The sequence below is a fragment of the Mesorhizobium sp. WSM4989 genome, assembly GCF_029625795.1.
In the GTDB taxonomy this organism is placed as follows: Bacteria; Pseudomonadota; Alphaproteobacteria; order Rhizobiales; family Rhizobiaceae; genus Mesorhizobium.
Map to the genome: position 1 here is coordinate 90,463 of NZ_JARTVN010000004.1, position 22,452 is coordinate 112,914.

General features: G+C 60.2%; 24 protein-coding genes. 23 read left to right on the top strand and 1 reads right to left on the bottom strand.

Annotation, left to right across the window (positions count from 1 at the left end; translation table 11 throughout):
• From P9217_RS27535 to P9217_RS27550, 4 genes are all read left to right on the top strand, one after another.
• Window positions 1-783, top strand: coding sequence for an NAD(P)-dependent oxidoreductase (locus P9217_RS27535; protein WP_278055596.1), 783 nt, complete (start codon window positions 1-3; stop codon window positions 781-783).
• 23 nt (window positions 784-806) lie between these two features.
• Window positions 807-1,691 carry a 2-hydroxy-3-oxopropionate reductase gene (locus P9217_RS27540; RefSeq protein WP_278055597.1) on the top strand — a complete coding sequence of 295 codons (885 nt, stop codon included), beginning with the start codon at window positions 807-809 and terminating at the stop codon, window positions 1,689-1,691.
• Between the two features lie 160 nt (window positions 1,692-1,851).
• The gene (locus P9217_RS27545) at window positions 1,852-2,283 is read left to right on the top strand and encodes an SDR family oxidoreductase (protein WP_278055599.1); all 432 of its coding nucleotides are present in this window, start codon (window positions 1,852-1,854) and stop codon (window positions 2,281-2,283) included.
• Window positions 2,228-2,521, top strand: coding sequence for an SDR family oxidoreductase (locus P9217_RS27550; RefSeq protein WP_278055601.1), 294 nt, complete (start codon window positions 2,228-2,230; stop codon window positions 2,519-2,521). The genes P9217_RS27545 and P9217_RS27550 overlap by 56 nt, the downstream gene beginning before the upstream one ends.
• A 169-nt stretch (window positions 2,522-2,690) precedes the next feature.
• Here P9217_RS27550 and P9217_RS27555 read toward each other — a convergent pair whose 3' ends face one another.
• Window positions 2,691-3,422 (bottom strand): GntR family transcriptional regulator, encoded by a 732-nt coding sequence (locus P9217_RS27555; protein ID WP_278055602.1) that lies wholly within the window; start codon window positions 3,420-3,422, stop codon window positions 2,691-2,693.
• Window positions 3,423-3,659: 237 nt separating this feature from the next.
• On the opposite strand from P9217_RS27555, the gene P9217_RS27560 reads away from it, so the two are divergent.
• The 19 genes from P9217_RS27560 to P9217_RS27650 all read left to right on the top strand — a co-directional run bounded on the left by P9217_RS27560 (window position 3,660) and on the right by P9217_RS27650 (window position 22,435).
• Window positions 3,660-4,658 (top strand): phosphotransferase, encoded by a 999-nt coding sequence (locus tag P9217_RS27560; protein WP_278055603.1) that lies wholly within the window; start codon window positions 3,660-3,662, stop codon window positions 4,656-4,658.
• A gap of 12 nt (window positions 4,659-4,670) precedes the next feature.
• Entirely contained in the window at window positions 4,671-6,005 is a 1,335-nt protein-coding gene (locus P9217_RS27565; RefSeq protein ID WP_278088322.1) for an aminotransferase class III-fold pyridoxal phosphate-dependent enzyme, read from the top strand.
• A 70-nt stretch (window positions 6,006-6,075) separates the two neighbouring features.
• Window positions 6,076-6,843: a transporter substrate-binding domain-containing protein gene (locus tag P9217_RS27570; RefSeq protein WP_278055606.1), complete on the top strand. Its 768-nt coding sequence runs from the start codon at window positions 6,076-6,078 to the stop codon at window positions 6,841-6,843.
• 54 nt (window positions 6,844-6,897) lie between these two features.
• Entirely contained in the window at window positions 6,898-7,620 is a 723-nt protein-coding gene (locus P9217_RS27575; protein WP_278055607.1) for an ABC transporter permease subunit, read from the top strand.
• Complete coding sequence (locus P9217_RS27580; protein ID WP_278055608.1) at window positions 7,617-8,342, top strand: ABC transporter permease; 726 nt, start codon at window positions 7,617-7,619, stop codon at window positions 8,340-8,342. The genes P9217_RS27575 and P9217_RS27580 overlap by 4 nt, the downstream gene beginning before the upstream one ends.
• A gap of 13 nt (window positions 8,343-8,355) precedes the next feature.
• Complete coding sequence (locus tag P9217_RS27585; RefSeq protein ID WP_278055609.1) at window positions 8,356-9,108, top strand: amino acid ABC transporter ATP-binding protein; 753 nt, start codon at window positions 8,356-8,358, stop codon at window positions 9,106-9,108.
• A 38-nt stretch (window positions 9,109-9,146) separates the two neighbouring features.
• Window positions 9,147-9,956 carry an NAD-dependent epimerase/dehydratase family protein gene (locus P9217_RS27590; RefSeq protein ID WP_278055611.1) on the top strand — a complete coding sequence of 270 codons (810 nt, stop codon included), beginning with the start codon at window positions 9,147-9,149 and terminating at the stop codon, window positions 9,954-9,956.
• The gene (locus tag P9217_RS27595) at window positions 9,953-11,068 is read left to right on the top strand and encodes a mandelate racemase/muconate lactonizing enzyme family protein (protein ID WP_278055612.1); all 1,116 of its coding nucleotides are present in this window, start codon (window positions 9,953-9,955) and stop codon (window positions 11,066-11,068) included. The genes P9217_RS27590 and P9217_RS27595 overlap by 4 nt, the downstream gene beginning before the upstream one ends.
• The gene (locus P9217_RS27600; RefSeq protein WP_278055614.1) at window positions 11,065-11,901 is read left to right on the top strand and encodes an aldolase/citrate lyase family protein; all 837 of its coding nucleotides are present in this window, start codon (window positions 11,065-11,067) and stop codon (window positions 11,899-11,901) included. The genes P9217_RS27595 and P9217_RS27600 overlap by 4 nt, the downstream gene beginning before the upstream one ends.
• 13 nt (window positions 11,902-11,914) lie before the next feature.
• Window positions 11,915-12,676 carry an alpha/beta hydrolase gene (locus tag P9217_RS27605; protein ID WP_278055615.1) on the top strand — a complete coding sequence of 254 codons (762 nt, stop codon included), beginning with the start codon at window positions 11,915-11,917 and terminating at the stop codon, window positions 12,674-12,676.
• A gap of 22 nt (window positions 12,677-12,698) precedes the next feature.
• Entirely contained in the window at window positions 12,699-13,088 is a 390-nt protein-coding gene (locus P9217_RS27610; RefSeq protein WP_278055617.1) for a tautomerase family protein, read from the top strand.
• Window positions 13,089-13,556: 468 nt separating this feature from the next.
• Window positions 13,557-14,528, top strand: coding sequence for a sugar ABC transporter substrate-binding protein (locus P9217_RS27615; protein ID WP_278055618.1), 972 nt, complete (start codon window positions 13,557-13,559; stop codon window positions 14,526-14,528).
• Window positions 14,529-14,609: 81 nt separating this feature from the next.
• The gene (locus P9217_RS27620; RefSeq protein ID WP_278055620.1) at window positions 14,610-16,226 is read left to right on the top strand and encodes a GMC family oxidoreductase N-terminal domain-containing protein; all 1,617 of its coding nucleotides are present in this window, start codon (window positions 14,610-14,612) and stop codon (window positions 16,224-16,226) included.
• An 11-nt stretch (window positions 16,227-16,237) separates the two neighbouring features.
• Window positions 16,238-17,035: a glucose 1-dehydrogenase gene (locus P9217_RS27625; protein WP_278055622.1), complete on the top strand. Its 798-nt coding sequence runs from the start codon at window positions 16,238-16,240 to the stop codon at window positions 17,033-17,035.
• Between the two features lie 54 nt (window positions 17,036-17,089).
• Window positions 17,090-18,052: an acetamidase/formamidase family protein gene (locus tag P9217_RS27630; RefSeq protein ID WP_278055624.1), complete on the top strand. Its 963-nt coding sequence runs from the start codon at window positions 17,090-17,092 to the stop codon at window positions 18,050-18,052.
• 122 nt (window positions 18,053-18,174) lie between these two features.
• The gene (locus tag P9217_RS27635) at window positions 18,175-19,125 is read left to right on the top strand and encodes an ABC transporter permease (RefSeq protein ID WP_278055625.1); all 951 of its coding nucleotides are present in this window, start codon (window positions 18,175-18,177) and stop codon (window positions 19,123-19,125) included.
• On the top strand, window positions 19,122-20,645 hold the full coding sequence (locus P9217_RS27640; RefSeq protein WP_278055627.1) for a sugar ABC transporter ATP-binding protein: 1,524 nt from the start codon (window positions 19,122-19,124) through the stop codon (window positions 20,643-20,645). Before P9217_RS27635 ends, P9217_RS27640 begins: the two co-directional genes overlap by 4 nt.
• Window positions 20,642-21,607: an ABC transporter permease gene (locus P9217_RS27645; protein ID WP_278055629.1), complete on the top strand. Its 966-nt coding sequence runs from the start codon at window positions 20,642-20,644 to the stop codon at window positions 21,605-21,607. Before P9217_RS27640 ends, P9217_RS27645 begins: the two co-directional genes overlap by 4 nt.
• A gap of 99 nt (window positions 21,608-21,706) precedes the next feature.
• Window positions 21,707-22,435 (top strand): GntR family transcriptional regulator, encoded by a 729-nt coding sequence (locus P9217_RS27650; protein ID WP_278055631.1) that lies wholly within the window; start codon window positions 21,707-21,709, stop codon window positions 22,433-22,435.
• Window positions 22,436-22,452 lie beyond the last annotated feature (17 nt).

A 22,452-nucleotide genomic window follows, 5' to 3' on the forward strand; every position in this document is an offset into this window, starting at 1 on the left:
ATGAATTACGATCGGATTTTGCTGACGGGCGCCGCGGGCCTGCTTGGAAGTGTCCTGCGCAAGCGGTTGGCACCCCAGGTGAAGCTCCTGCGATCGACCGACATAGTCGACCTGGCCCACGCCGCTCCCAACGAGGAGCTCGTCAAAGCCGATCTTGGCGACAGCTCCGCGGCCGCGGACCTCGTCAGGGACATCGATGCGATCGTGCATTTTGGCGGGCTCTCCAAGGACGCCGACTTCGCTTCCATCTGCCGCGTGAACATCGTCGGCTTCCAAAGCCTTTACGAGGCAGCGCGCCTGGCCGGCGTGAAGCGCGTTGTGTTTGCGAGCTCGGTTCATGCCATTGGCTTCTACGATCAGAACGATGTCATCGGCACGACGGTGCCGCAAAGGCCAGACTCGAACTACGGTTTGGCAAAGGCCTTCGGCGAAAACCTCGCCCAGCTTTACTGGGACAAGTACGGGCTCGAGACCGTTTCCATTCGCATCGGGTCGTGCGAGCCGAAGCCGAGCACGCGCCGGCACCTTCTGACCTGGCTGTCGTTCGACGACATGTGCCAGTTGGTCGAGCGCTCGCTCAGCGCGCCGCGCGTTCGCCACACGGTCATCTACGGCGCCTCCAACAATGCGGCAAGCTTCTGGGACAACTCGCTCGCGCGTCACATCGGCTACCGGCCTAAGGACACTGCTGACGATTTCCGCGAGGAGATTCTCGCCTCGGATCCCAGACCGGATCGTGACGACGTCGTCAATCGCCTGCAGGGCGGCGTATTCGCGCTCTGACGGCAGCGAAAAGGAGAAACAGCATGAAGATAGGGTTCATTGGCCTCGGCGTCATGGGTGCTCCAATGGCCGGGCATTTGCTTGCCGCCGGCCACGAGGTGCACACTAGCGTCAACCGCACGGCGCCTTCGCCGGAGCTGGTTTCAAAAGGTCTCATCGTCAATCATTCGCCGGCCGAGGTTGCCGAGCACTGTGACGTCGTCATCCTCATGCTTCCGGTGACGAGTGACGTCGATCGCGTCTGTTTTGGCAAAAACGGTCTGTCCGAGAGGCTAAGAGCTGGGAGCCTGGTGATCGACATGAGCTCGATCGATCCCGCCGCAACCGAGGACTTCGCGCGCAAGGTCGAGGATCTCGGCTCAGCCTATCTGGATGCGCCGGTCTCGGGCGGGGAGGTCGGCGCGAAGGCGGCCACGCTTTCGATCATGGTCGGAGGACCGGCGCAAGCCTTCGGGCGGGCGTTGCCGCTGTTCGAGACGATGGGCAAGAACATCACCCATGTCGGCGACAAGAATGGCGCTGGCCAGACCTGCAAGATCGCCAATCAGATCATCGTCGCCTTGACCATCGAGGCCGTGGGCGAGGCTTTGACGCTGGCCACCCGCTCGGGCGTCGATCCCGCCAAAGTGAGGAAGGCCCTGCTGGGCGGCTTCGCGTCGTCGCGCATCCTGGAAGTCCATGGCGAAAGGATGATTTCGCGATCCTTCGCGCCGGGGTTCCGTATCGCGCTGCATTCGAAGGATCTGGACCTGGCTCTCAAGGCGGCGGCGGGCGTCGGCGTTTGCCTGCCGTCGACCGCGCTTTGCCAGCAGTTGTTCAATTCGAACAAGGCCGCGGATGAATGGAATGAGGATCATTCGGCTGTCGTCAAATCGATCGAGAGACTGGCGGGTGTGGGCTCCTCCTGAGGTTGTTGTCTACGCCGGGCGGCGCGTGCCTGGCCGGTCACGCCGCTTCAAAGGACACGCCTGTGAAACCGAGCCAATCGCGCGCGGGAATCAAGACAGCCATGCAGTGCGGAACCCACTGTCTGCAGCAAAGGCTGTCGAATAGGGGTTCGACCATGTGATGGTCAGCAACGAGTTCAGGCAACCTGGTCTGGTGGCTCCGCGCCAGGATATGAATCGTCGACGAGATGGCATCTCGGCTCGGGGAAAACTCCTTGGCATACAATGCGATGTTGCTGACGAAACAAGCGCCTCGAGCGCGATTTCCAAAGCGTGGTCCACACTGGATGGCTTAGACATAGTGATCCACGCCGCAGGCATAATCACGCCGGCGCGTATCGAGGACCTGAGCCCGCGGTTGTGGCGGCAGCACATAGACATAAACCTTTCCGGCGCGTTCTACGTCATGCGTGATTGCGGTTTGAGGATGCGGCAGCAAGGCAGCGGCAGTATCGTTGCCATCGGTTCCGACCTCTCGTTCAACGGACTGGAGTGCTATGCGCACTACTGTGCGTCCAAGGCAGGTTTGGCAAACCAAGGCGCTCGCACTTGAGTTCGCCCCAACAGTCCGAGTAAATTGCGTTTGCCCGGGGCCCGTCGACACGCCCATGATGGACTCCGAACTGGGCTGGTTCGGCGAGCAGGCTCGAGACAATTTCATCTCGGGCACACCGCTAAAGAGATTTGCGAGCCCTGCAGAGATCGCCAGGTTCATCATCTTCGTAGCGGCTGAAGCAACCTTCGCCACTGGCAGCATGCTGAGCACCGATGGCGGTACGACAGCTCGTTGAGCGGCGCGTTTTCCAAGTTGCCTTTGAGGAACTTGGCGCAGGCAATTGCGACTGTGTCGCAATGCTGCGACTCGATGGCAACATTCGCCTCATCGGAGGTGAAACAAGTCGCTGCAGAGTGGGTGACCGGGATTGACGGACGCGGGATTGGTTTCGATCGCGCGATCCTCTAGCGGATATCCGCTATACTGACGTCGGCATCCCCGCTCAGGAGGTCGGGGCGTTGGGCACGCAATATTTCGATCGAGGGGAAGGTGCTGTCGAGCTGAACCTGGAAAACCCGCGCGACGCCGTCCTCGTCATGCCGCTTGATCATTTCATACATCTCGCAGTGCTCTTCAAAGACCGTCGAAAAGTGCCTCTCTAGAGGGAAGGCTTGACGTCTGACACGGTCAAGCTGGCCTGTGGAGTTGTGGATCGCCAACCAGGCGTCCGGAAACCCGGCACATGTGCAGATAAGCGCATGAAACTCATTGTCGAGGGCAAAGAACTCGTCGACATCCTGACGCTTGGCTGCCGCCTTCTGCTTGAACAATGCAAGCTCAAAGTCCTTCTCGAATTCGGGCTTGAAGTTCCGGGCTGCAAGCCGTGTCAGCCGGAACTCGACCGTGTCGCGCACGAGTTGCCCCTGCAGAACCTCCTTGAGAACGATCTTGTTGACGAACGTGCCATCGCTCGGCGCGATTTTTACCAGGTTTTCCTTTGCGAGTTGGAGGATTGCCTCGCGTAGCGGCGTTCGCGAGATGCCCAACTGAGCGCAGATATCCTTCTCGACGACCGCGCTGCCTGGCGGCATTTTCAGCGAAATGATTGCACCGCGGATCAACTCGTAGACCTGCGCGGACTTGGAAGTCCGACCATCCAACTGATCGGGGGTGAACAGCGGGGCTATTTGATCCACGGCATCCTCTTCGATACTATTTCCTGACCGGAATCGGCGAACGTACCTCCCTCAACGATATACCAATACACCGGAACATTCCAGATTCAAATCTGGGTGACTTTTCGGCCTTTCCCTCTTGACCTCACTGCTATTCATATACCAATATACTGGCATACTGTCGATAAGGGAATTGATCGAATGCCCCGAGCGACCCACTCAACGGTCTCTCCCGCACCCGAGGCGCGCCCAGAACTCGTGAGCACCGAGGAGGCAGTGGAGATTGCCGAACGCTGCTACGGGCTGAGGGTGGAGGCGCAACGTCTGTCCGGCGAGAAGGACAGCAATTTCCACCTTATCGATCGACAGGGGCGCGAGTTTCTGTTGAAGGTCGTCAATCCGGAGGAAGACCCGGCGGCAACAAACATGCAGACCGCCGCCCTTCAGCATGTCGAAAAAACAGATCCCGGCATGCCTGTGCAGCGGGTTGTGCCAAACCTCGCAGGCAGCCCCGAATTCACACTCGACCGTGGGCCTGACGATGCTAGGACCGTACGGCTGGTCACGTTTACCAGGGGGTTGCTGCAGAGAAAGACACCGCAGACCCCAGCCCAGCGCCATAACATTGGAGCGATGCTGGCCAGACTCCAATCGGCCCTTGAGGACTTCCGCCATCCTGCGGAAAGCCACTCCTCGATATGGGACCTGAAGAACATCCTTTCCCTCGATGAGATGTTCGAGGACATCAAGGATGGGATGCGGCGGACCGAACTCCTGGGCTGGGTCGATCTTTTCAGAGCCGAAGTGCTGCCGAATGTCTCGCATCTGCGCGCTCAGGTCGTCCACAACGACTTGAACAGCGACAACGTCGTCGTCGATCCAGTGGATACCGACAAGATCATCGGCATCATCGATTTCGGCGATATGGTTCGTACTCCCGTCGTCTTCGACGTGGCGGTCGCAGCCGCCTATCAACTTACCGAAACCGAGAATCCCTTAGCTGACGCGTGCGACTTTCTAAGGGGCTTTCATAGCCGACGGCCGCTGCTGCCAACGGAGATCGACATCTTATTCCCGACAATCGTGGCGCGGATGGTGATGCGCATCGCCATCACCGAATGGCGTGCCGTGCGCTTTCCTGAAAACCGCAAATACATCCTGCGCAACACGCCGCTGGCGTGGCGCCAATTCCACCGTCTCGCACAAATCCCTCGCGCTCAGGCGACCAGCCAGATCGCCCACGCCCTGTCCCTATAGGAGCAAAGCCAAATGTCGTCGTCCGCCGCCGCCTATATGATCAACGGCTTCGACCCGAGCACCGCCGATCGTCTGTCCAAGGAAGAGCAGTCCCTTATTGCCCGCCGGCGATCCCTCCTCGGTCCCTCATACAAACTCTTCTATGAGCATCCCGTTCACGTCGTGCGCGGAGAGGGTGTCTGGCTCTACGACAGCCAGAACAACGCTTATCTCGATGTCTACAACAACGTCCCGTCGGTAGGCCACTGCCATCCGCGCGTGGTCGAGGCGATCTCCAAGCAATCGGCGATCCTCAATACCCACACCCGCTACCTTCATGAATCGATCCTCAAATACTCCGCCGATCTTCTGGAGACTTATCCCGAAGAAATAGGCAACGTGATGTACACCTGCACAGGAAGCGAGGCCGTCGATCTGGCATTACGCATCTCGCGATACTACACGGGCGGCACGGGGATCGTGGTGACCGCCAACGCCTATCATGGGCTCACGACCGCTGTTGCCGAGATCTCGCCTTCGATGGGGCCGAACGTTCCGATCGGCCAGCACGTCTATATCGTCGATGCGCCCGACGAGTATCGCGAAGGCGGCGACGTCGGCGAAATTTTCGCGGAGCGGGTGGCAGCCGCTATCAAGAGTATGCAGCGGTACGGGATCAAATTCGCCGCCTTCATTGCGGACGGCATCTTTTCCACCGATGGCATCCTGACCGATCCCCCAGGCTTCCTCAAAAGGACGGTGGAGGTCGTTCACTCGGCAGGCGGCCTCTATATAGCCGACGAGGTGCAGCCCGGCTTCGGCCGCACCGGGACGCACTGGTGGGGCTTCCAGCGCCACGGCATCGTTCCGGACCTGGTGGTCATGGGCAAGCCCATGGGCAACGGCATGCCGATCGCCGGCGTTGCCGCGAGGCCGGAAGTTCTTGAGCGCTTCGGCACCGACATCCGTTACTTCAACACCTTCGGCGCGAACACGGTCTCCATAGCGGCAGCCCAGGCGGTTCTCGACGTCATCAAGGACGAGAACCTTATGGCGAACGCCGTTAAAGTCGGCGGCCATATGGTCGACGGCATGAAGAGGCTTCAGCAGAAGTATGAGTCGATCGGCGAAGTCCGCGGCGCCGGCCTATTCCTCGGCATGGAGTTCGTGGCCGACCGAAAGACCAAGACGCCGAACGGAAAGCTTTCGTTGGCCGTCGTTAACGCTCTCCGCGAAAAGCGCATGTTGATAAGTGCGTCCAGTTCGTACGGCCACGTGCTGAAAATCCGGCCTCCACTGCCATTCACCGTCGAGAACGCAGACCTCTTCTTGTCCGGCCTGGACGAAGTCCTGGCTGATCTCTCGTAGGTCGCCGACCTGCGCAACAACAAAAGACGGAAAATCCCGCGCCACCACAACCTCCAAAAGGGCAATAAAAATGAAAATATCGCTTATGCTTACCGCCAGCGCAGTTGCCTTGACTCTCATTACCTCGGCAAATGCAGGTGACCTGACCAGCATCAAGATCGCGACCGAAGGCGTCTATCCTCCGTTCAACTATGTCGACGGCGGCAAGCTCACCGGGTTCGATGTCGACATCGCCAATGCGCTTTGCGAGAAGGCAAAGCTCAAGTGCGAGATCGTGACCCAGGAATGGGACGGCATGATCCCGGGCCTCGTTGCGCACAAATACGATGCGATCGTGGCTTCCATGAACATCACCGACGAGCGCAAAAAGAAGATCGACTTCACGGCGAAATATTACGACACGCCGGCGAAGTTCATGGCGCCGAAGGAGGCCAAGGTCACTGACATCGCGCCGGCCGCACTGAAGGGGAAAGCGATCGGCGTGCAAGGGTCCACCACCCAGCAGAACTTCCTGGAGGCCAAATACAAGGATTCCACGATCAAGACCTACTCGACCGTCGATGACGCAAGCGCCGACCTGGCGGCCGGCCGCATCGACCTCGTCCTCTCCGACAAGGTTCTCCTGGATGCCTGGCTGAAAAAGTCGTCCGACGGTTCATGTTGCGAACTGGTGGGCGACGACCTGCGTGACCCGCTGTTCGGCCACGGAAAGGGCGTCGGCGTCCGCAAGGACGATCCGGAACTGCGCGACAAGCTTGATGCCGCGTTGAAGGAGATCCTTGCCGACGGCACCTACAAGACCATCAACGCCAAGTATTTCCCGTTCTCGATTTACTGAGGCGGCCAACTCGAATGCCCGGCCAGCGATGGCCGGGCATATCCTATCCAGGAGATGACGGTGGAACTCGTTCGCCTGCTTTCTTTCGGCCCCGAGGGCTGGGGTCAGCAATTGTTGGATGGCCTGTCGCTGACGATCAGGCTGGCCATCGCCACACTCCCGTTCGGGTTGCTGCTCGGGCTGGGCCTGGCGCTGCTTATCAATGGCCAGAACAAATGGTTTCGCGGAGCCGCAACGCTGTTTGCCACGACGTTCCGCGCCCTGCCGGAACTGCTCACCCTGTTCATGATCTACTATGGCGGCGGCGCCCTCCTCCAGGTCCTCTCGGAACTGATGTTTGGCCAGCCATTCGGAGATTTCAGCGGCTTCGTCGCCGGCATGATCGCACTGGGGATCGTGTTCGCCTCGTTTGCTTCGGAGACCTTTGTCGGAGCTCTGCGGGCCGTCCCTCACGGGCAACATGAAGCGGCGGCGGCGCTTGGCCTTTCGAGATGGCAGACATTCCTGACCGTGATTGGTCCTCAGCTTTGGAGGTTGGCGCTGCCTGGCCTTGGCAACCTGTGGTTCGTGCTGCTCAAGGACACATCCCTAGTCTCCATCATAGCGCTTTCGGACCTGATGCGGCAGACCAATCTGGCTGTCGCAAACACAAAGCAGCCGCTCTTCTTCTATGCCGTTGCATGCCTCATCTACCTCGTTATCTCGATGATCTCCTCTTGGGTCGTTAGCATCCTCGAGGCCCGATCCAACCGCGGGATGGTCAGGAGGCGGGCATGAACTTCGATCTTCTCGCCAACTACGGGCCCAAGATCTTGTGGGGCCTCGCCGTCACGCTCGAACTCGTTTTCACGTCGGCCCTGATCGGAGCGGTCCTGGCGCTTCCCATGGCGCTTGCCCGAAACGGGACGTTCGTTCCGCTCAGGCTTTTCGCCCAAGCCTACATCACCTTCTTCAGAGGCACGCCGCTCTTGGGGCAGATATTCCTGATCTATTTCGGAGCCGGCCAGATTCGGGCCGAGCTCACCGGTTTGGGTCTCTGGTGGTTTTTCCGCGACGCCTATTTTTGCGCCCTGTTCGCATTCACGCTGAACACGGTCGCCTACCAGGCCGAGATCCTGCGCGGGGCGCTCAGCGCCCTTCCCGCAGGGCAAGCGGAGGCGGCCAACGCGCTCGGCCTAAGCCGATCGACGACATTCTTTCACATCCTGCTGCCCCAGGCGATGATAATCGCGCTGCGGCCGCTCGGGAACGAACTGATCCTGTCCCTCAAGGCATCGGCCCTCGCTAGCGTCATCACCGTGCCCGAGCTTATGCAGGCGACCAAGCTGGCATTCTCGCGGTCTTTCGATTTCCAGGTCTATATCTGGGCTGCAGTCCTCTACCTGATCATGGTCGAGGCGATCCGCAGGCTGTGGGGCGTGCTTGAGCGCTATCTGACGCGCCATCTCCGCCGCAGGCCCGCGCCGACGCGCCAGCCTGCAATCGCCGCCGCAACCTGACAAGGAGCTTCCGATGGTTGCCAGCAATGCCGACGGCATCGCCGTCGAGTTCGAAAACGTCTCCAAGTGGTACGGGAGCCATCAGGTCCTAACCGACATCAGCTTTCGCGTTCGCGAGGGAGAGAGGATCGTCGTCGCGGGGCCGTCAGGATCCGGCAAATCGACGATGATCCGTTGCATCAACCATCTTGAGAGACACCAGCAAGGCCGCATCCTGGTTGAAGGGGTCGAGCTCACGCACGAGCGCAAGCAGATCGAGGCCGTCCGCAGGGAAGTCGGAATGGTGTTCCAGCACTTCAACCTCTTTCCGCACAAGACCATCCTTGAGAACTGCGCGCTGGCTCTGAGGTCGGTTCGTCGGATGTCTCGGGCAGAGGCCAACGACGTCGCGATGGGATTTCTGGAAAAGGTGCGCATCCCAGAGCAGGCGCACAAATATCCAGGCGAACTCTCCGGCGGCCAGCAGCAGCGCGTGGCTATCGCGCGTTCGCTGGCCATGAGGCCGCGGATAATGCTGTTCGACGAACCAACCTCCGCTCTCGATCCGGAAATGATCCGCGAAGTTCTCGACGTAATGGTGACCTTGGCGGAAAGCGGCATGACGATGATCTGCGTGACGCATGAGATGGGCTTTGCCCGCCAGGTTGCCGACCGGGTGGTGTTCATGTCCGACGGAAAAATCGTCGAGACGGCGCCTCCGGAGGAGTTCTTCAGTAGACCGCGCGAGGCGCGCACCCGCGCGTTCCTGCAGCAATTGCTCCACTAAGATAACAGGTCGAAACGGAAGCAGAACAGGCAGCGCCGATGGCTCAAAAGAAAACGCTCGTGCTGACAGGAGCAGCCGGCAACATGGGGCGCGACCTCCGTCCCTTGTTGCGCGAAGGCTACATACTGCGCAGCACGGCTCGACAATCCCTTCAAGCCGCGGGAGACGAGACGTTCCTGCTGGGCGACCTCACGGATCCGAAGTTTTGCTCCAAGTTGGTGGCGGGGGCGGACGGCGTTCTTCATCTTGCCGGGGCCGTCGGTCCGGCGCTCTCCTTCGAGCAGACGCTGGACGCAAACTACCGGGTTGTGCTGAACCTGCTGGAAGCCTGCCATCGGGCCAACGTGGAGCGCTTCATCTTCGCATCCAGCCACCATGCGGTCGGGCTTCACAGCGCGGACGAAACATTGGATCACACCGCGCCTCCCGCACCAGACGGCTACTACGGGCTATCCAAGATCTTCGGCGAGGCTGCCTGCGCGATGTACGCCTCCCGCTACGGCCTCCGCGTGTTGAACGTCCGCATCGGGAATGCCGATCCAGAGATCGTCGACGGCCGACGCGAGCGCATCTGGCTCTCGGCCGAAGACATGGTCAAGCTCGTGGATCTCGGAATGACGCACCCAACGTTGGGCTGCGAGACGGTTTACGGGGTGTCGAACTGCCCGTCGCCCATCTTTGACAATTGCCGCGCGGAGGCCCTCGGCTATCGCCCCATAGGCCAAGCCGCGGTCAACCACGCCCGCGATTTCCGTTCGCTGGCGCAGCTCCCGCCCCAAGAGACGAGGTCCATCGGCGGCTATTTCGCCACCCTTACTCTCCCCCCGCCCGATGGGTTTGACGCATGAAGATAACATCCGCCGAAGTGGTCCTCGTCGAAATCCCGTTCGCCTTGCGCGGAACGGGAGTCGGGATCATGCCCACAGCCTGGAAGACACTGGAGTTTGCTCTGGTGCGCCTGGAGGACGAACTTGGCAATGTCGGCTGGGGCGAGGGATTCGGGTATTCGCTGATCGATGCGACCAAGTCCGTTATGGATCGGCTGATCTTGCCGATGCTCGTGGGTGCCGAGATCGATGATATTGCGGCGTGGAACGCCAGGACTCAACGCCAGCTTCACATGTTCGGACGCTACGGCGTCACGATCTTCGCGATCTCAGGGGTCGACATCGCGCTTTGGGATCTCGCCGCCAAACGGGCGGGCAAGCCGCTCTACCAGTTGCTTGCGGGCCGACGCGAGGTTCGAACGCGAATACCCTTCTATGCGAGCCTCGTCCGCTATGCTGAGCACGATCTGGTGGTCGACGCCTCGAAGGAGGTGCTGGCCGCAGGCTTTCACCGGATCAAGCTGCACGAGATAACCTTGCCCGCAATTACAGCCTGCAGAAAGACCGTGGGGCCCCACACCGACATCTGCGTCGACGTCAACTGCGCCTGGTCCACGGACTTCGTCACGAAGAACCTCGCGGAGCTGAGAGCGCTCTCCCTGACTTGGCTCGAGGAGCCCATCTATCCACCCGAGGACTTCGCTGCCTTGGCCTCGCTCCGCGGCAAGGGCCTTAATATCGCCGCCGGCGAAAACTGGTGCACGAGCTTTCAGATCGAGCAGGCTTTGAGGGCGGGCGCGGTGGACTACCTACAACCGAGCATGAGCAAGGTTGGCGGCATTTCGGAATACCTGCGAATCGTCGATCTTGCTGACAGGGCTGGCACCACATTGATGCCCCACTCGCCTTACTTTGGTCCGGGCTTCTACGCATCGCTCCAGGTGGCGGCCGCCAGGCCGAGCATCACGGCACTCGAGTACAACTTCGTCCAGCCCGACGCGTGGCTGGCGGATGTCGAGGGCATCCGCGACGGCGAAATGATCAAGGTATCGGATACCCCGGGTATCGGCTTTGAGCCCGATCCGGACGTGCTTCACAAATATGGTCGTGTCCTGGGAAAGCGAAACCTATGAAACCCAACAATCTTCACGCGGTGTGGAATGACGGCCGCTGCGTCCTGAACGGATGGCTGTCGATCGCCAACGCCTTCTCGGCAGAGATCATGGCCGAGCAGGGTTATGACAGCATCACCATCGACCTCCAGCACGGCATCGTCGACTACCAAGCCGCCGTTTCCATGCTTCAGGCAATGAGGGCAAGCGGCGTTATGCCGTTGGTTCGGGTGCCATGGCTCGATCCCGCTTCCATCATGAAGGCTCTCGACGCCGGCGCGTACGGTGTGATCTGTCCCATGGTCAACTCCCGGGCAGAGGCGGAAGCTCTCGTCTCCTACGTCCGCTATCCGCCGTATGGCGTTCGAAGCTTCGGTCCTTCTCGTGCGGTCATTTCGGCGGGTGCCAACTATGGCCAGGAGGCGAACGCACAGGTTCTGTGCTTCGCGATGATCGAGACGGCGGAGGCCGTTAAGAACCTTGCCGAAATCGTCTCAACCCCAGGCTTGGATGGCGTCTACATTGGTCCTGCGGACCTCACGCTGGGCCTGACCGGCATGAGATATCCGACGGGCTTCGATCGCGAGGAACCGGAGATGGTCGGGTCCATCAAGAAGATCCTCGATGCAGCCCACGGCGCCGGCATTCGCGCCGCGTTGCATTGCGGTTCGCCCGCCTACGCCACCCGTGCCGCGCGGTGGGGCTTCGACATGGTGACCGTTTCGAATGACGTGAGACTGCTGGCGGGCGCTGCAGCGGCAAGCGTGAAGGCATTCAGGGAGGCGAACGTCAAGGCGGACGTGGCCGCCGCGCCCGGCAATGAAAAACAGCCTGGCATCAACGCATCGTACTGAAAGGGAAGAGCCAATGGCAACCGAGATCGTACCCGCGAAGGTCGTCGGAAGCGGCCCGGAGCGCATTGTCGCCGTGGCCGGATGGATGGGGGACCACAACCTGTTCGATCCGTTCGTGCCGCTGGTCGATACAGCCCGCTATAGCTTTGCCCTCCTTGACGCCAGGGGGTACGGCAGCCGTAGGGACTCCGGGGGACCCTTCACGATCGAGCAGATCGCCGCCGATATCGTTTCATGTTCGGCCGGATTGGGCTGGTCAAAATACCACGTGATCGGCCACTCCATGGCGGGAATGTCGGTGCAGAGGCTGGTCGTCGATATTCCGGCGAAGATCGCGTCGGCTATCCTTGTGGCTCCCGTGCCGGCTTCAGGCGCGCGAATTGATGATCAGCGCCGTCAAATGCTCCTCGCTGCAATCAAGGACCCGGACGCAAGGAAGCGCCTGATCGATGCCAACACTGGAGGGACGCGTTCGGACGAGTGGCTGACGAAGCTGCGGGATACCAGCCTGGCCGGGACTAGGCCCGACGTGCTCGAAGCATACATGAGTTCCTGGACAGGCCCCGGTTTCGCGGATGAAATCGAACCTCTGCAAGTTCCTGTCCGCGTCATCGTCGGCGAGAAGGACCCTGGTGCGGTGCCGCAGAGGCTTCGCGACACGATCGGGACGTGGTTCCCAAAGTTCGACCTTCAGATCCTGCACGGATGTGGCCACTACCCAATGTGGGAAGAGCCGCGGACATTCGCCGAAGCCCTGTTTTCGAGGCTGGGTTGAAAAGAAACGGAGAAGCATTCCCATGCCTCTGGTGAAATTCCACGTGTACTCGGGATGGTCGCAGGAGGGCTTGATCGCGCTGTTGGACGTCGCACATCGTTCGATGGTCCAGTCTTTCCAAGTTCCCGAAAGAGACCGCTACCAGATCGTCGATCAACATCCCCCAGGCACCATGATAGCCCTCGACACTGGCCTAGATATCCCCCGCACGGACCGCTTCGTGATGGTGGAGGTCATTTCTCGCCCGCGAACGGTCGAGCAGAAGCGTACGTTTTACGCGGACCTTTCCCGGCATCTTCACCAGGAATGCGGAGTCTTACCGTCTGACCTAATGGTCTCCTTCGTGGAGAACACTGATGCCGATTGGTCATTTGGCCACGGCCGCGCGCAGTTTCTCACCAAAGAACTCTGAGCGCTCGAGAGCGTGTCAAGGTCCCTTGAAGATGCAACCCTGGTTGTTGGTTACCGGGACCTTTCGATTCAGCCCCCGCTAACGATCCAAACTTAGCGGCGATCATCGCCATTAGCAGAGTGGCAAGCCGCGCTTCCACTAGAGCCGTTTGCCGGGAGCATCACCGAGCGAACTCGGGCGTTCTTGGCGGAGAGTCTGGCTATGATCGGTGAAAGTGCCGAAGCGACCGTCGCCGCCCTCGTCGGCCCGAGGGGTCCGCGCTCTGAAATTGGCGATATATCGATATGTATCCCTGCTCGCTGAAGCGCCCGTAGACTCGGATTTTTCGCGAAAAGACCACACTTTTCCAATTTTTCTGCATCAAGCCATTGACACTCGACCAAACTCATATATCGATATATCGCTCGATAAAAAGAAGAAATGGGCAGAGGTCAGCTCGACGTCAGTCGGCACAATCCGGAGGTAACAATGAGAAAACTGCTGCAATTGGTGACGGTTCTCGGGATCGTCGCAACGCCCGCTATTGCCAATGCAAAGGACCTGACGATCGGCTTTTCCTGGAACAGCAAGCAAGAGCCAATCGTCTACGCCTGGGAGAAGTATCTCCAGAGCGAGGGCGCGGCGCAGGGCAAAGCGGCCGGCTTCAACGTCAAGTTCATTTTCAACGTCGCGGACAACGATCCCACCCGTCAGGCGGCGAACATCGAGGACCTGATCAACCAGGGCGTCGATATCATCATGGCGCGTGCGGCGGACAGCGGCGCCATCGGCGCATCCATCAAGGCGGCCCAGGATGCAAATATTCCGTTTCTGACGTTCGACCACCCTCCGGGCTCGGTGCAGCCTACCGCCCATCTGGGAGGCGACGGCAACAAGGACGCTACGGCTGCCGCCAACGCGCTCTCCGATCTCCTCGCTTCGAAAGGGGTCAAGGGTCAATGCATCGAGCTGCAGGGCGCGTTGACCGACGTTAACGGGCATACCAGGCACGAAGGATGGCTTGCTGCTACGAAGGGCAAGATCGAGACCCTGCAGACTATTCCGACGAACTGGGATCCGGAGATTTTCCGGTCGGGCACGGCAAATGCCTTCCGGGCTCATCCAGAGGCAAACTGCATCTTCATGGCAAGCGACTTCGCGCTTTCGGCGGTGCAGTCGGCGCTCGAGGCCGCGGGGCGCTGGGCTCCTGCCGGAGATCCCAAGCATGTCTACATCGCGGCGCTCGACGTCCAGCCCATCGCCATCGACGCGCTGCGTAAAAAGTACATCGATGTGGACGTGACGTACGACGCCAACGTCCTGTCCAAGAAGGCCATCGAGGTCGCCCTGCAACTGGCCAAGGGCGAGAAGCCTGCGTGCGCGCCAGACTGCTCGATCGTCGGGCGTATCGCGACGCCTGAAAACATCGACACGCTGCCGGACCTGTGGTCGCGCCAATAGCGCTTGTCTCGGGCAGCCGGAAACCTTCGGCTGCCCGCTGGCATCCAGCAACTCGAATTTGACCATTCTTGGAAGACTGCCATGGCGCGGGATCACACCGTCAGCGTCAATACGGAGACGTTTGACTATATCGTCATCGGAGCAGGCTCCTCCGGCAGCGTCGTTGCAGCCAGGCTTTCCGAAGATGCCCGCAAGCGGATCCTGTTGATCGAAGCCGGCCCGCGGGATTCCAGTCCATGGGTCCACATCCCAATGGGCTACGGCAAGCTCTACACCGATCGCCGCCACAACTGGTGCTACCGGAGCGAGCCGGAGCCCGAGTTGGGCGGACGAACGACATATCAGCCGAGAGGCAAGCTTCTCGGCGGAACTGGGTCGATCAACGGAATGATCTATACCCGCGGCCAAAGGGAGGATTTCGATTCCTGGCAAAGCGCCGGCTGCGCAGGCTGGGGCTATGCTGATGTTCTGCCCTACTTCAAAAAGGCCGAACATCAGGCGCGCGGTGCCGACGAATATCACGGCATCGGCGGCCCGATCTGGGTCTCCGACCTCAGCGCCCACCCGTTAGCGGATGCTTTCATCGATGCCGCCATTTCGACCGGGTCGCCGCTCAACCGCGACTTCAACGGCGCGTCCCAAGAGGGCGCAGGCTACGCGCAAGTCAACACGCGGCACGGACGCCGCAGCAGTTCAGCGTCAGGCCATCTGAAGTCGGCGGGCAAGCGTGCGAACCTCAAAGTGCTCACCAGTGCCGAAGTCACTCGCATTCGGTTCAGTGAGCGGGTCGCCGTCGGGGTCGAGTACCGCATGGACCGGACCCCCTTCTACGCTGCAAGCCTAGGGGAGACGATCCTCTGCGCCGGAACCTTCAATTCCCCCAAGATCCTTGAACTGTCCGGGGTCGGCAACGCCGAGATTCTCTCCAAGTTCGGCGTGCCCGTTGTCACGGACCTGCCCGCCGTCGGCGAAAATCTCAAGGACCATTTCGGGGTGCCGTTGGAGTTCCGCTGCACCCGGGCAATCACGGTCAACGATCTTGCGTCCAGCTTCTGGCGGAAAGCCCTCGCGTCGGCGAGGTATCTGATTACGCGCGGCGGCCAGATGGCAAGCAACGGCAACTTCGCGAATGTTTATGTGAGAAGCAGCCCTGAAATCGACCGTCCCGACCTGCTCATCACGTTGCAGGCCTGGTGCACGGACGAACACCTCAAACCGCAGCCCTTCTCGGGCTTCACCATCATGGTGGAGCATTTGCGGCCAAAGGGCTCCGGGTCCGTCCACATCCGTTCTGCGGATCCCTCAGCGGCGCCACAAATCCGGTTCAATTTCTTCAGCGAGCCGGAGGACAGGGATGCTGTCGTCAACGGACTTGCTATCGCACGCCGCATCGCGTCCGCTGCCCCCATGCGGGCGCTGATCGAGAGCTCTCTGGTCAACGATTTGGACGGCTTGGACGCGGTGGGTTTTTGCGATCTCGCCCGTTCGCACGGCCTGTCCCTGCTTCACCCGACCAGTAGTTGCCGCATGGGTGTCGACCTGGGCTCCGTCGTCGATACAGCGTTACGGGTGCGTGGCGTCGGGGGGCTTCGGATCGTGGACGCATCGGTGATGCCGTCGATCCCCTCGGGCAACACAAACGCCCCGTCCGTCATGATCGCGGAGAAAGCCGCCGACCTGATCAAAAGGGACAACTGAAGAGAGGACCAATGGAGAACCCCATCAACAGCCTGAACGGCGAAGTCTGCATCGTCACGGGCAGCACCCAGGGCCTTGGCGAAGGGATCGCGCGCTCCTTGGCGAAAGCGGGCGCGCGCGTCGTGGTGAGCGGCCGCAACGAGCAGCATGCGGAAGCGATCGCGGCCGACCTGAGAAGCTCCGGCCATGAGGCGACCGCGATCTCCGCCAACGTCGCCGAGCGGTCAGACATCAAGCGTCTGGTCGAGCACGCGCTCTCCACGTACGGAGAGATCAACGTCCTGTTCAACAACGCAGGCATCAACGATCCCCAGCCGTTTCTCGAGGTCGACGAGGCCAACTTCGAGATGATCATGCGAGTGAATGCTCTCGGCACCCTGATGTGCATGCAGGAGGTCGCCAAGCAGATGATCAAGCAAGGCAAGGGTGGCAAGATCATCAACACGACGTCCATCGCCGGACGGCAAGGCTACGCCGACATCGCTCCGTACTGCGCCAGCAAGGCCGCTGTGATCTCCCTCACGCAAGCCGCCGCCCGCGAACTGGCCTCGAACGGCATCACGGTGAACGGCATCGCGCCAGGCGTGGTGGTTACGCCGCTCTGGGACAAAATGGAACGCGAGATGCTCGAGCGCGGCGTGACGAAAAACATCGGAGAATGGATGGCTCGCTATACGCCCAACATCCTGCTTGGCCGTGCCAGCGTCCCTTCCGATTTCGCCGGCCTTGCAATCTTCCTGGCCTCCAGCGGATCCGACTACTTCACAGGCCAGACATTCATGATGGACGGCGGAATGATCCTCGTCTGACGGCGATAGCCCTCCGGTAGGGAAAGCTCGAAAAACTGAACAAGGAGAACGACGATGCAACGAATAAACCGCGAGGATGCCCTCGAATATGAAATGGCGCTCAAGGAGCCCAGACTCCGCGTCAAGCAGGGAGAAACCTTCGTCTTGCAAGTCGAAAATTCGATGAGCAACAGGATAAGATCCGAAGATGACCTGCCGACCCCGGAGGTCCTTGGCGAGTTGCATCGACTCAAGCAATTCAACCCTTGCGCCGGTCCCGTCTACGTGGAGGGCGCGGAACAGGGAGACACCCTCGCCGTGGACATCGTCGACATCGTCGTCGAAGACAAGGGATATGTGCTGATCGACCCTGCCACCGGCCCTCTGGCGGATTCGTTCAAGTACGCGGAGGCCCGCGGCCCGTCCACAAAGTTCATCAAGCATTTGCCCGGGCCGAGCGGCACGACCTCGGACGGGATCGGCGTCTACGACGACCATATCAAGTGGAACCTCCAGCCGCTGGTCGGCACGCTGGGCGTCGTTCCCGACCGCCCTTCGTCCGGCTCCGACACCGTGACCATGCAATGCGCGTGGGGGGGAAACCTGGATACGCGTGAGTTCCGGAAAGGCCACCGGGTCTTCTTCCCGGTGGCCCATGAAGGCGCCCTGCTCTATGGCGGCGACCTGCACGCTTCCCAGGCGACCGAGTTTGGCGGCACGGGTGACGAGAGCCGCGGCGAAATCACGCTGAAATGCGAAGTCATCAAGAAGAAAAAGACCCCGTTCGTCCGGGTGGAGACACCGACCGAGATCGTCCAGCTGAACTCGTATCGACCGATCGAAGAAGGCTTCAAGCAGGCACACATCTGGATGATCGACTGGCTCGTCGAGGACTACGGTTTCACAGTTCGGGATGCGATCTACAATCTCGCTGTAAACCCCGACGTGCGCGCCAACGTCTACGCGCTCTCGATATGGGGCAAGATGAATTACACGATCGGCGTCAGCTTTCCCAAGGCGAACCTCAAGCGAGGTTGATCGCGGCGGCGGTGGAGCTGGCGCGGAAGGTCGCGCCTGCTTCACCGCCGACATGATTGGCCACTTGCTTGAACACAAGGGCAACGAGCCGGAAAACGGCGACTCACGGAGGAGAGTTTAGGATGCAAGCCGTCGCTGTGCGCAAGGAGAACACGATTATCTTCGGGCTGGTCGCGCTGGCCGCTATCGTCCTCCTTGGCTACATGTACATGAACGCCCCGGCATTCTTCCGGGTCAACAACCTCGTCAATGTCCTGGTCCAGACCTCGGTATTGGGCCTGCTGGCAATGGGGATGTCTTTTGTGTTGATCGGTGGCGGGATCGACCTTTCGCTGCCTGCCATTCTTGCATTCAGCGCCATCATCGGCGTGATCGCGATGCAGACGACGCAAGTAGCGATGCTGGGTCCGATCATGATGCTGGCAATAGGAGCCGCGCTCGGCGCATTCAACGGAGCGGCGGTCGCCTACTTCGGCATGGCACCGTTCGTCGTCACCCTGGCGACGATGACCGTAGTCGGGGGAGCGAGCGTATGGATAACCGGCTCGCAAAGCGTTTCGGGCTACCCTCCCGTCTTCGACGACGTAATCCGCTTCCGCCTCCTAAACCTCCCCATGCTGGTATGGATCACGGCGGTGATCACCGCGGTCGCCACGGCAATCATCGCAAAAGGCGCATACGGACGGCAGATAAAGGCTGTAGGCCTGAATCCTCGAGCCGCCCTTATCGCCCGCATGGACGTGAAGCGCCTGGTTCTGTCGACCTACGTCTTGTCCGGCTGTTTTGCCGCCATAACCGGAGTGTTCCTGGTTGCCAGGCTAGGATCTGCATCGGCCAACCTTGGAAACGATAGCCTGCTTCTGGACATCATCAGCGCCTGCGTGATCGGCAGGGTCAGCATTTACGGCGGTATCGGCAATCCTCTCCATGCCGTTCTCGGGGCGCTGTTCGTTACCTTGATCAGCAATTCGATGAACCAGCTGGGCGCCTCCTACTTCGCGAGCCTTATCTTGAAGGGAGTGCTGATCATCATTTTCGTCTATCTCGATCAGGCACTGAGGAGGAAGGCATGAGCGAACTTGCACGCCTCTCCATGAAGGGCATTCGCAAATCTTTCGGCTCCGCCGTCGCCATTTCCGAAGGTGATCTGTCGGTAATGCCAGGCGAAGTCCACGCGCTCATGGGTGCCAACGGCGCAGGCAAGAGCACGATGATGAACGCGCTCGGCGGCATCATCCCGGTCGATGATGGGACGATCGAAATCGACGGCAAGGCCGTCGCGCTGAGACACGCCCGCGACGCGGCAAGCCATGGCATCGCTTTTGTCCACCAGGAACTGACGATGCTGCCCACGATGACCGCCGCCGAAAACGTGTTCATCGACCGCTTTCCGACCCGGTTCGGAAGGATCGACCGCCAGACCATGCGATCCCGGTGCAAGGAGCTTCTCCAGTTGGTCGGCTGCAGCGTCTCGCCGGACACGCCCGTCGAAACCCTAAGCACAGGCGACCGCCAAATGCTGGAGATTGCGCGGGCGCTGAAATCCAACCCCAGGATCGTCATCTTAGACGAACCCACCTCTTCGCTTTCGCGCCCCGAGCGCGAGCGCCTTTTCGACGTCGTGCGCAAGCTGAAGGCAATGGGGACGGCCGTCGTCTACATCACGCATTTCCTCGAAGAAGTCTTCACGATCTGTGACGCAGTCACGGTAATGAGGAACGGGCGTACGGTCTCGGCAACCAAGATCGAGAACACGACACCCTCGACCGTGCTTCGCGAAATGCTCGGAGAGATTGCCGCTACTGAGCGGTTGAGGGAGCCATACAGAACCAGCGCTCCTGCCAGGCTGACTGTGCGCAACCTGACCCGCGAGCGCGTTCTCGATGACATAAACCTGACGCTTCGGCCTGGCGAAATCGTCGGCCTCTGGGGCCTGCTCGGCTCCGGGCGAAGCGAACTGGTGCGCGCGCTCATGGGGCTCGATCCCATCGATCGTGGCGACTTGGAGCTAACCGCCAACGGAAGCTCCGGGCGCGTCGAACCTGAGTACCTTCGAAAGATCACCGGGCTCGTCACCGAAGACCGACGGGGCGAGGGCCTGATCCTTCCCTTCAGCGTGGCTGAAAACATTTCGCTGCCGCAGCTGAAGAAAATGAAGTCGAAATCGGGCCTCGTCGACACCGACGCCGAGAAGACCTTGGCGGAAACCCTCATCAAGCGTCTCGGGGTGAAGGTAAGTTCGCCGCAACAGCCTGTCGGAACGCTCTCGGGGGGCAATCAGCAGAAAGTCGTCTTCGCACGCTGGCTACCGCTAAAGCCGGAACTTTTCATACTGGACGAGCCAACCCGCGGACTCGACACCGGGGCGAAGGACGAGATCCTCAAGCTCAGCGTCGAGCTCGCGAAAGAAGGCGCGGCCATTCTCTTCATATCCTCGGAACTGGAAGAGATCATGCGCGTCGCGGACCGTTACGTCGTCATCATCCGCGGCCGCATAACGCAAGAATTGCCGGGCACCGCGACCAAGGACGAGCTGATGGAATCGATTTCCGCTCGGCCTGCAGTCGCCCATGCGCAGGAGACCGTCCAATGACCACAGTATCGACGAGCCAGTTCACGGGAAGGCGCCGGCTCCCCGTCCTCGGATTTGGGGCCATTCTCCTGGCGGTGATTGTCGGCTTCTCGATCGCCGCACCGAATTTCGCGACGGTCGGCAACGCCTTCGCCATGCTTCACGCCATGGTGCCCGTTACCGCAGCCGCAACAGGCATCGCTCTGGTCATCATGAGCGGCAAGATCGACATCTCGATCGGGTCCATAGCGTTCCTCGCAGGCTCGATCGGCGGCCTCTTGATGGACGGCGGCCAAGTTGGACCAATCCTTGGCTTTTTCCTCATCCTCGTAATTGCCTCCCTACTGGGAGCGCTGAACGGCTTCATCGTCTCGGTCCTGGGCATCAATTCGCTCATTACCACCTTGGGCACCATGATCACGTTCCGCGGCATTGGGCTGATGTTGACAGAAGCGCGCGTCATTCCGCTGCCCGCGAGCATTCAGAATCTGGGCAACTCAACATTGGGCCCGGTATTCGTCGACACGCTGTTGCTGGCGTTGCTGCTGGTGGTCGTTCATTATGCCCATCTCCACACGGCTTTTGGCAGGCACGTTACGGCCGTGGGAAACAGCGAGGAGACATCGCATAGAATCGGAATCAACACGCGTCTCACCAGCTTCGTGGTCTTTGTACTGTCCGGCCTGTTCGCAGGGATTTCGGCATCCGCCAGCTTTATTCAAGTCGGTTCCATAACGGGGTTTCTTGGTCGAGGGCTGGAGTTTAACGCTATCGCGGTTGCTGTCGTGGGAGGTATCAGCCTTTCTGGCGGGCGCGGCAAGATCCTACCGGGGATATTGCTCGGCGCGCTCGCGTTCCAGGTGATTTTCAACGGCCTCAACCAAGTCGGCGCCAACCCCTACATTTATCAGCTGGTGACCGGAGCGGTAATCTTCGTCGCTATGTATGTGGACGCCATAAAGACTCGGAGGCAGCCAACCTAACGGGCGGGCAGGCACATAGGGTCGGTCTGAAAATAAAGATAGGTTCGACAATGCGGTCGGACCTAGCGGACGCGCATTCTTCGGGCGGAACACCAAATCATGGACTCATTCAAGAAATTCGTTGCAAAGAGGGCTCTTAGCGACAGCCTGCCGAAAACCCATCAAGTCTATGAGCTCATTCGACAGGCGATCATATCGATGCATTTGCCTCCGGGGGCACCGCTCGTTGAAAAGGAGATTTGCGCCGAACTGGGCATTTCACGAACACCTCTCCGTGAGGCAATTCTGAACTTGGCCACGCAGAATCTTGTAGTGATCAGGCCGGGAGGCGGAACGTTCGTAAACCGCATTGTCCTGAGGCAGGTCCTGCAGGGTCAGATGGTCCGCGACACGCTCGAAGTGCGATTGACGAGGCTTGCAGCCCGCAATTTCACGACCGAAATAGCACCCGACTTTGAGCTTTCGCTTTTCCAGCAATCGGCCGCCGCGAAGCGCCGGGACGTCGATGCTTTTTTCGCGCTCGACAACGAGTTCCATAGCCTTGTCTGCAGGTGCGCCGGATTTCCCGATGCCTGGCAGACAATTCATATGGCGACCGGGCAACTGGATCGAATCCGGCGGCATGCGTTCCCGACCGAAAACACATTCGACCTCGTGCTTGACGAGCACCGTCAAATCTACGACCGGATCAAGAATCATGACGAGGACGGTGCCGAGAAAGCGTTCCAGGCTCAGATCGATAGCATCTTCCCTACTATCAAGGTCGTGAAGACCAGCTTCCCGCATATGTTCGACACGGATGCCGTTTCGGTCGAGGACATCCGGTAGCCGGGCACCCCGATAAG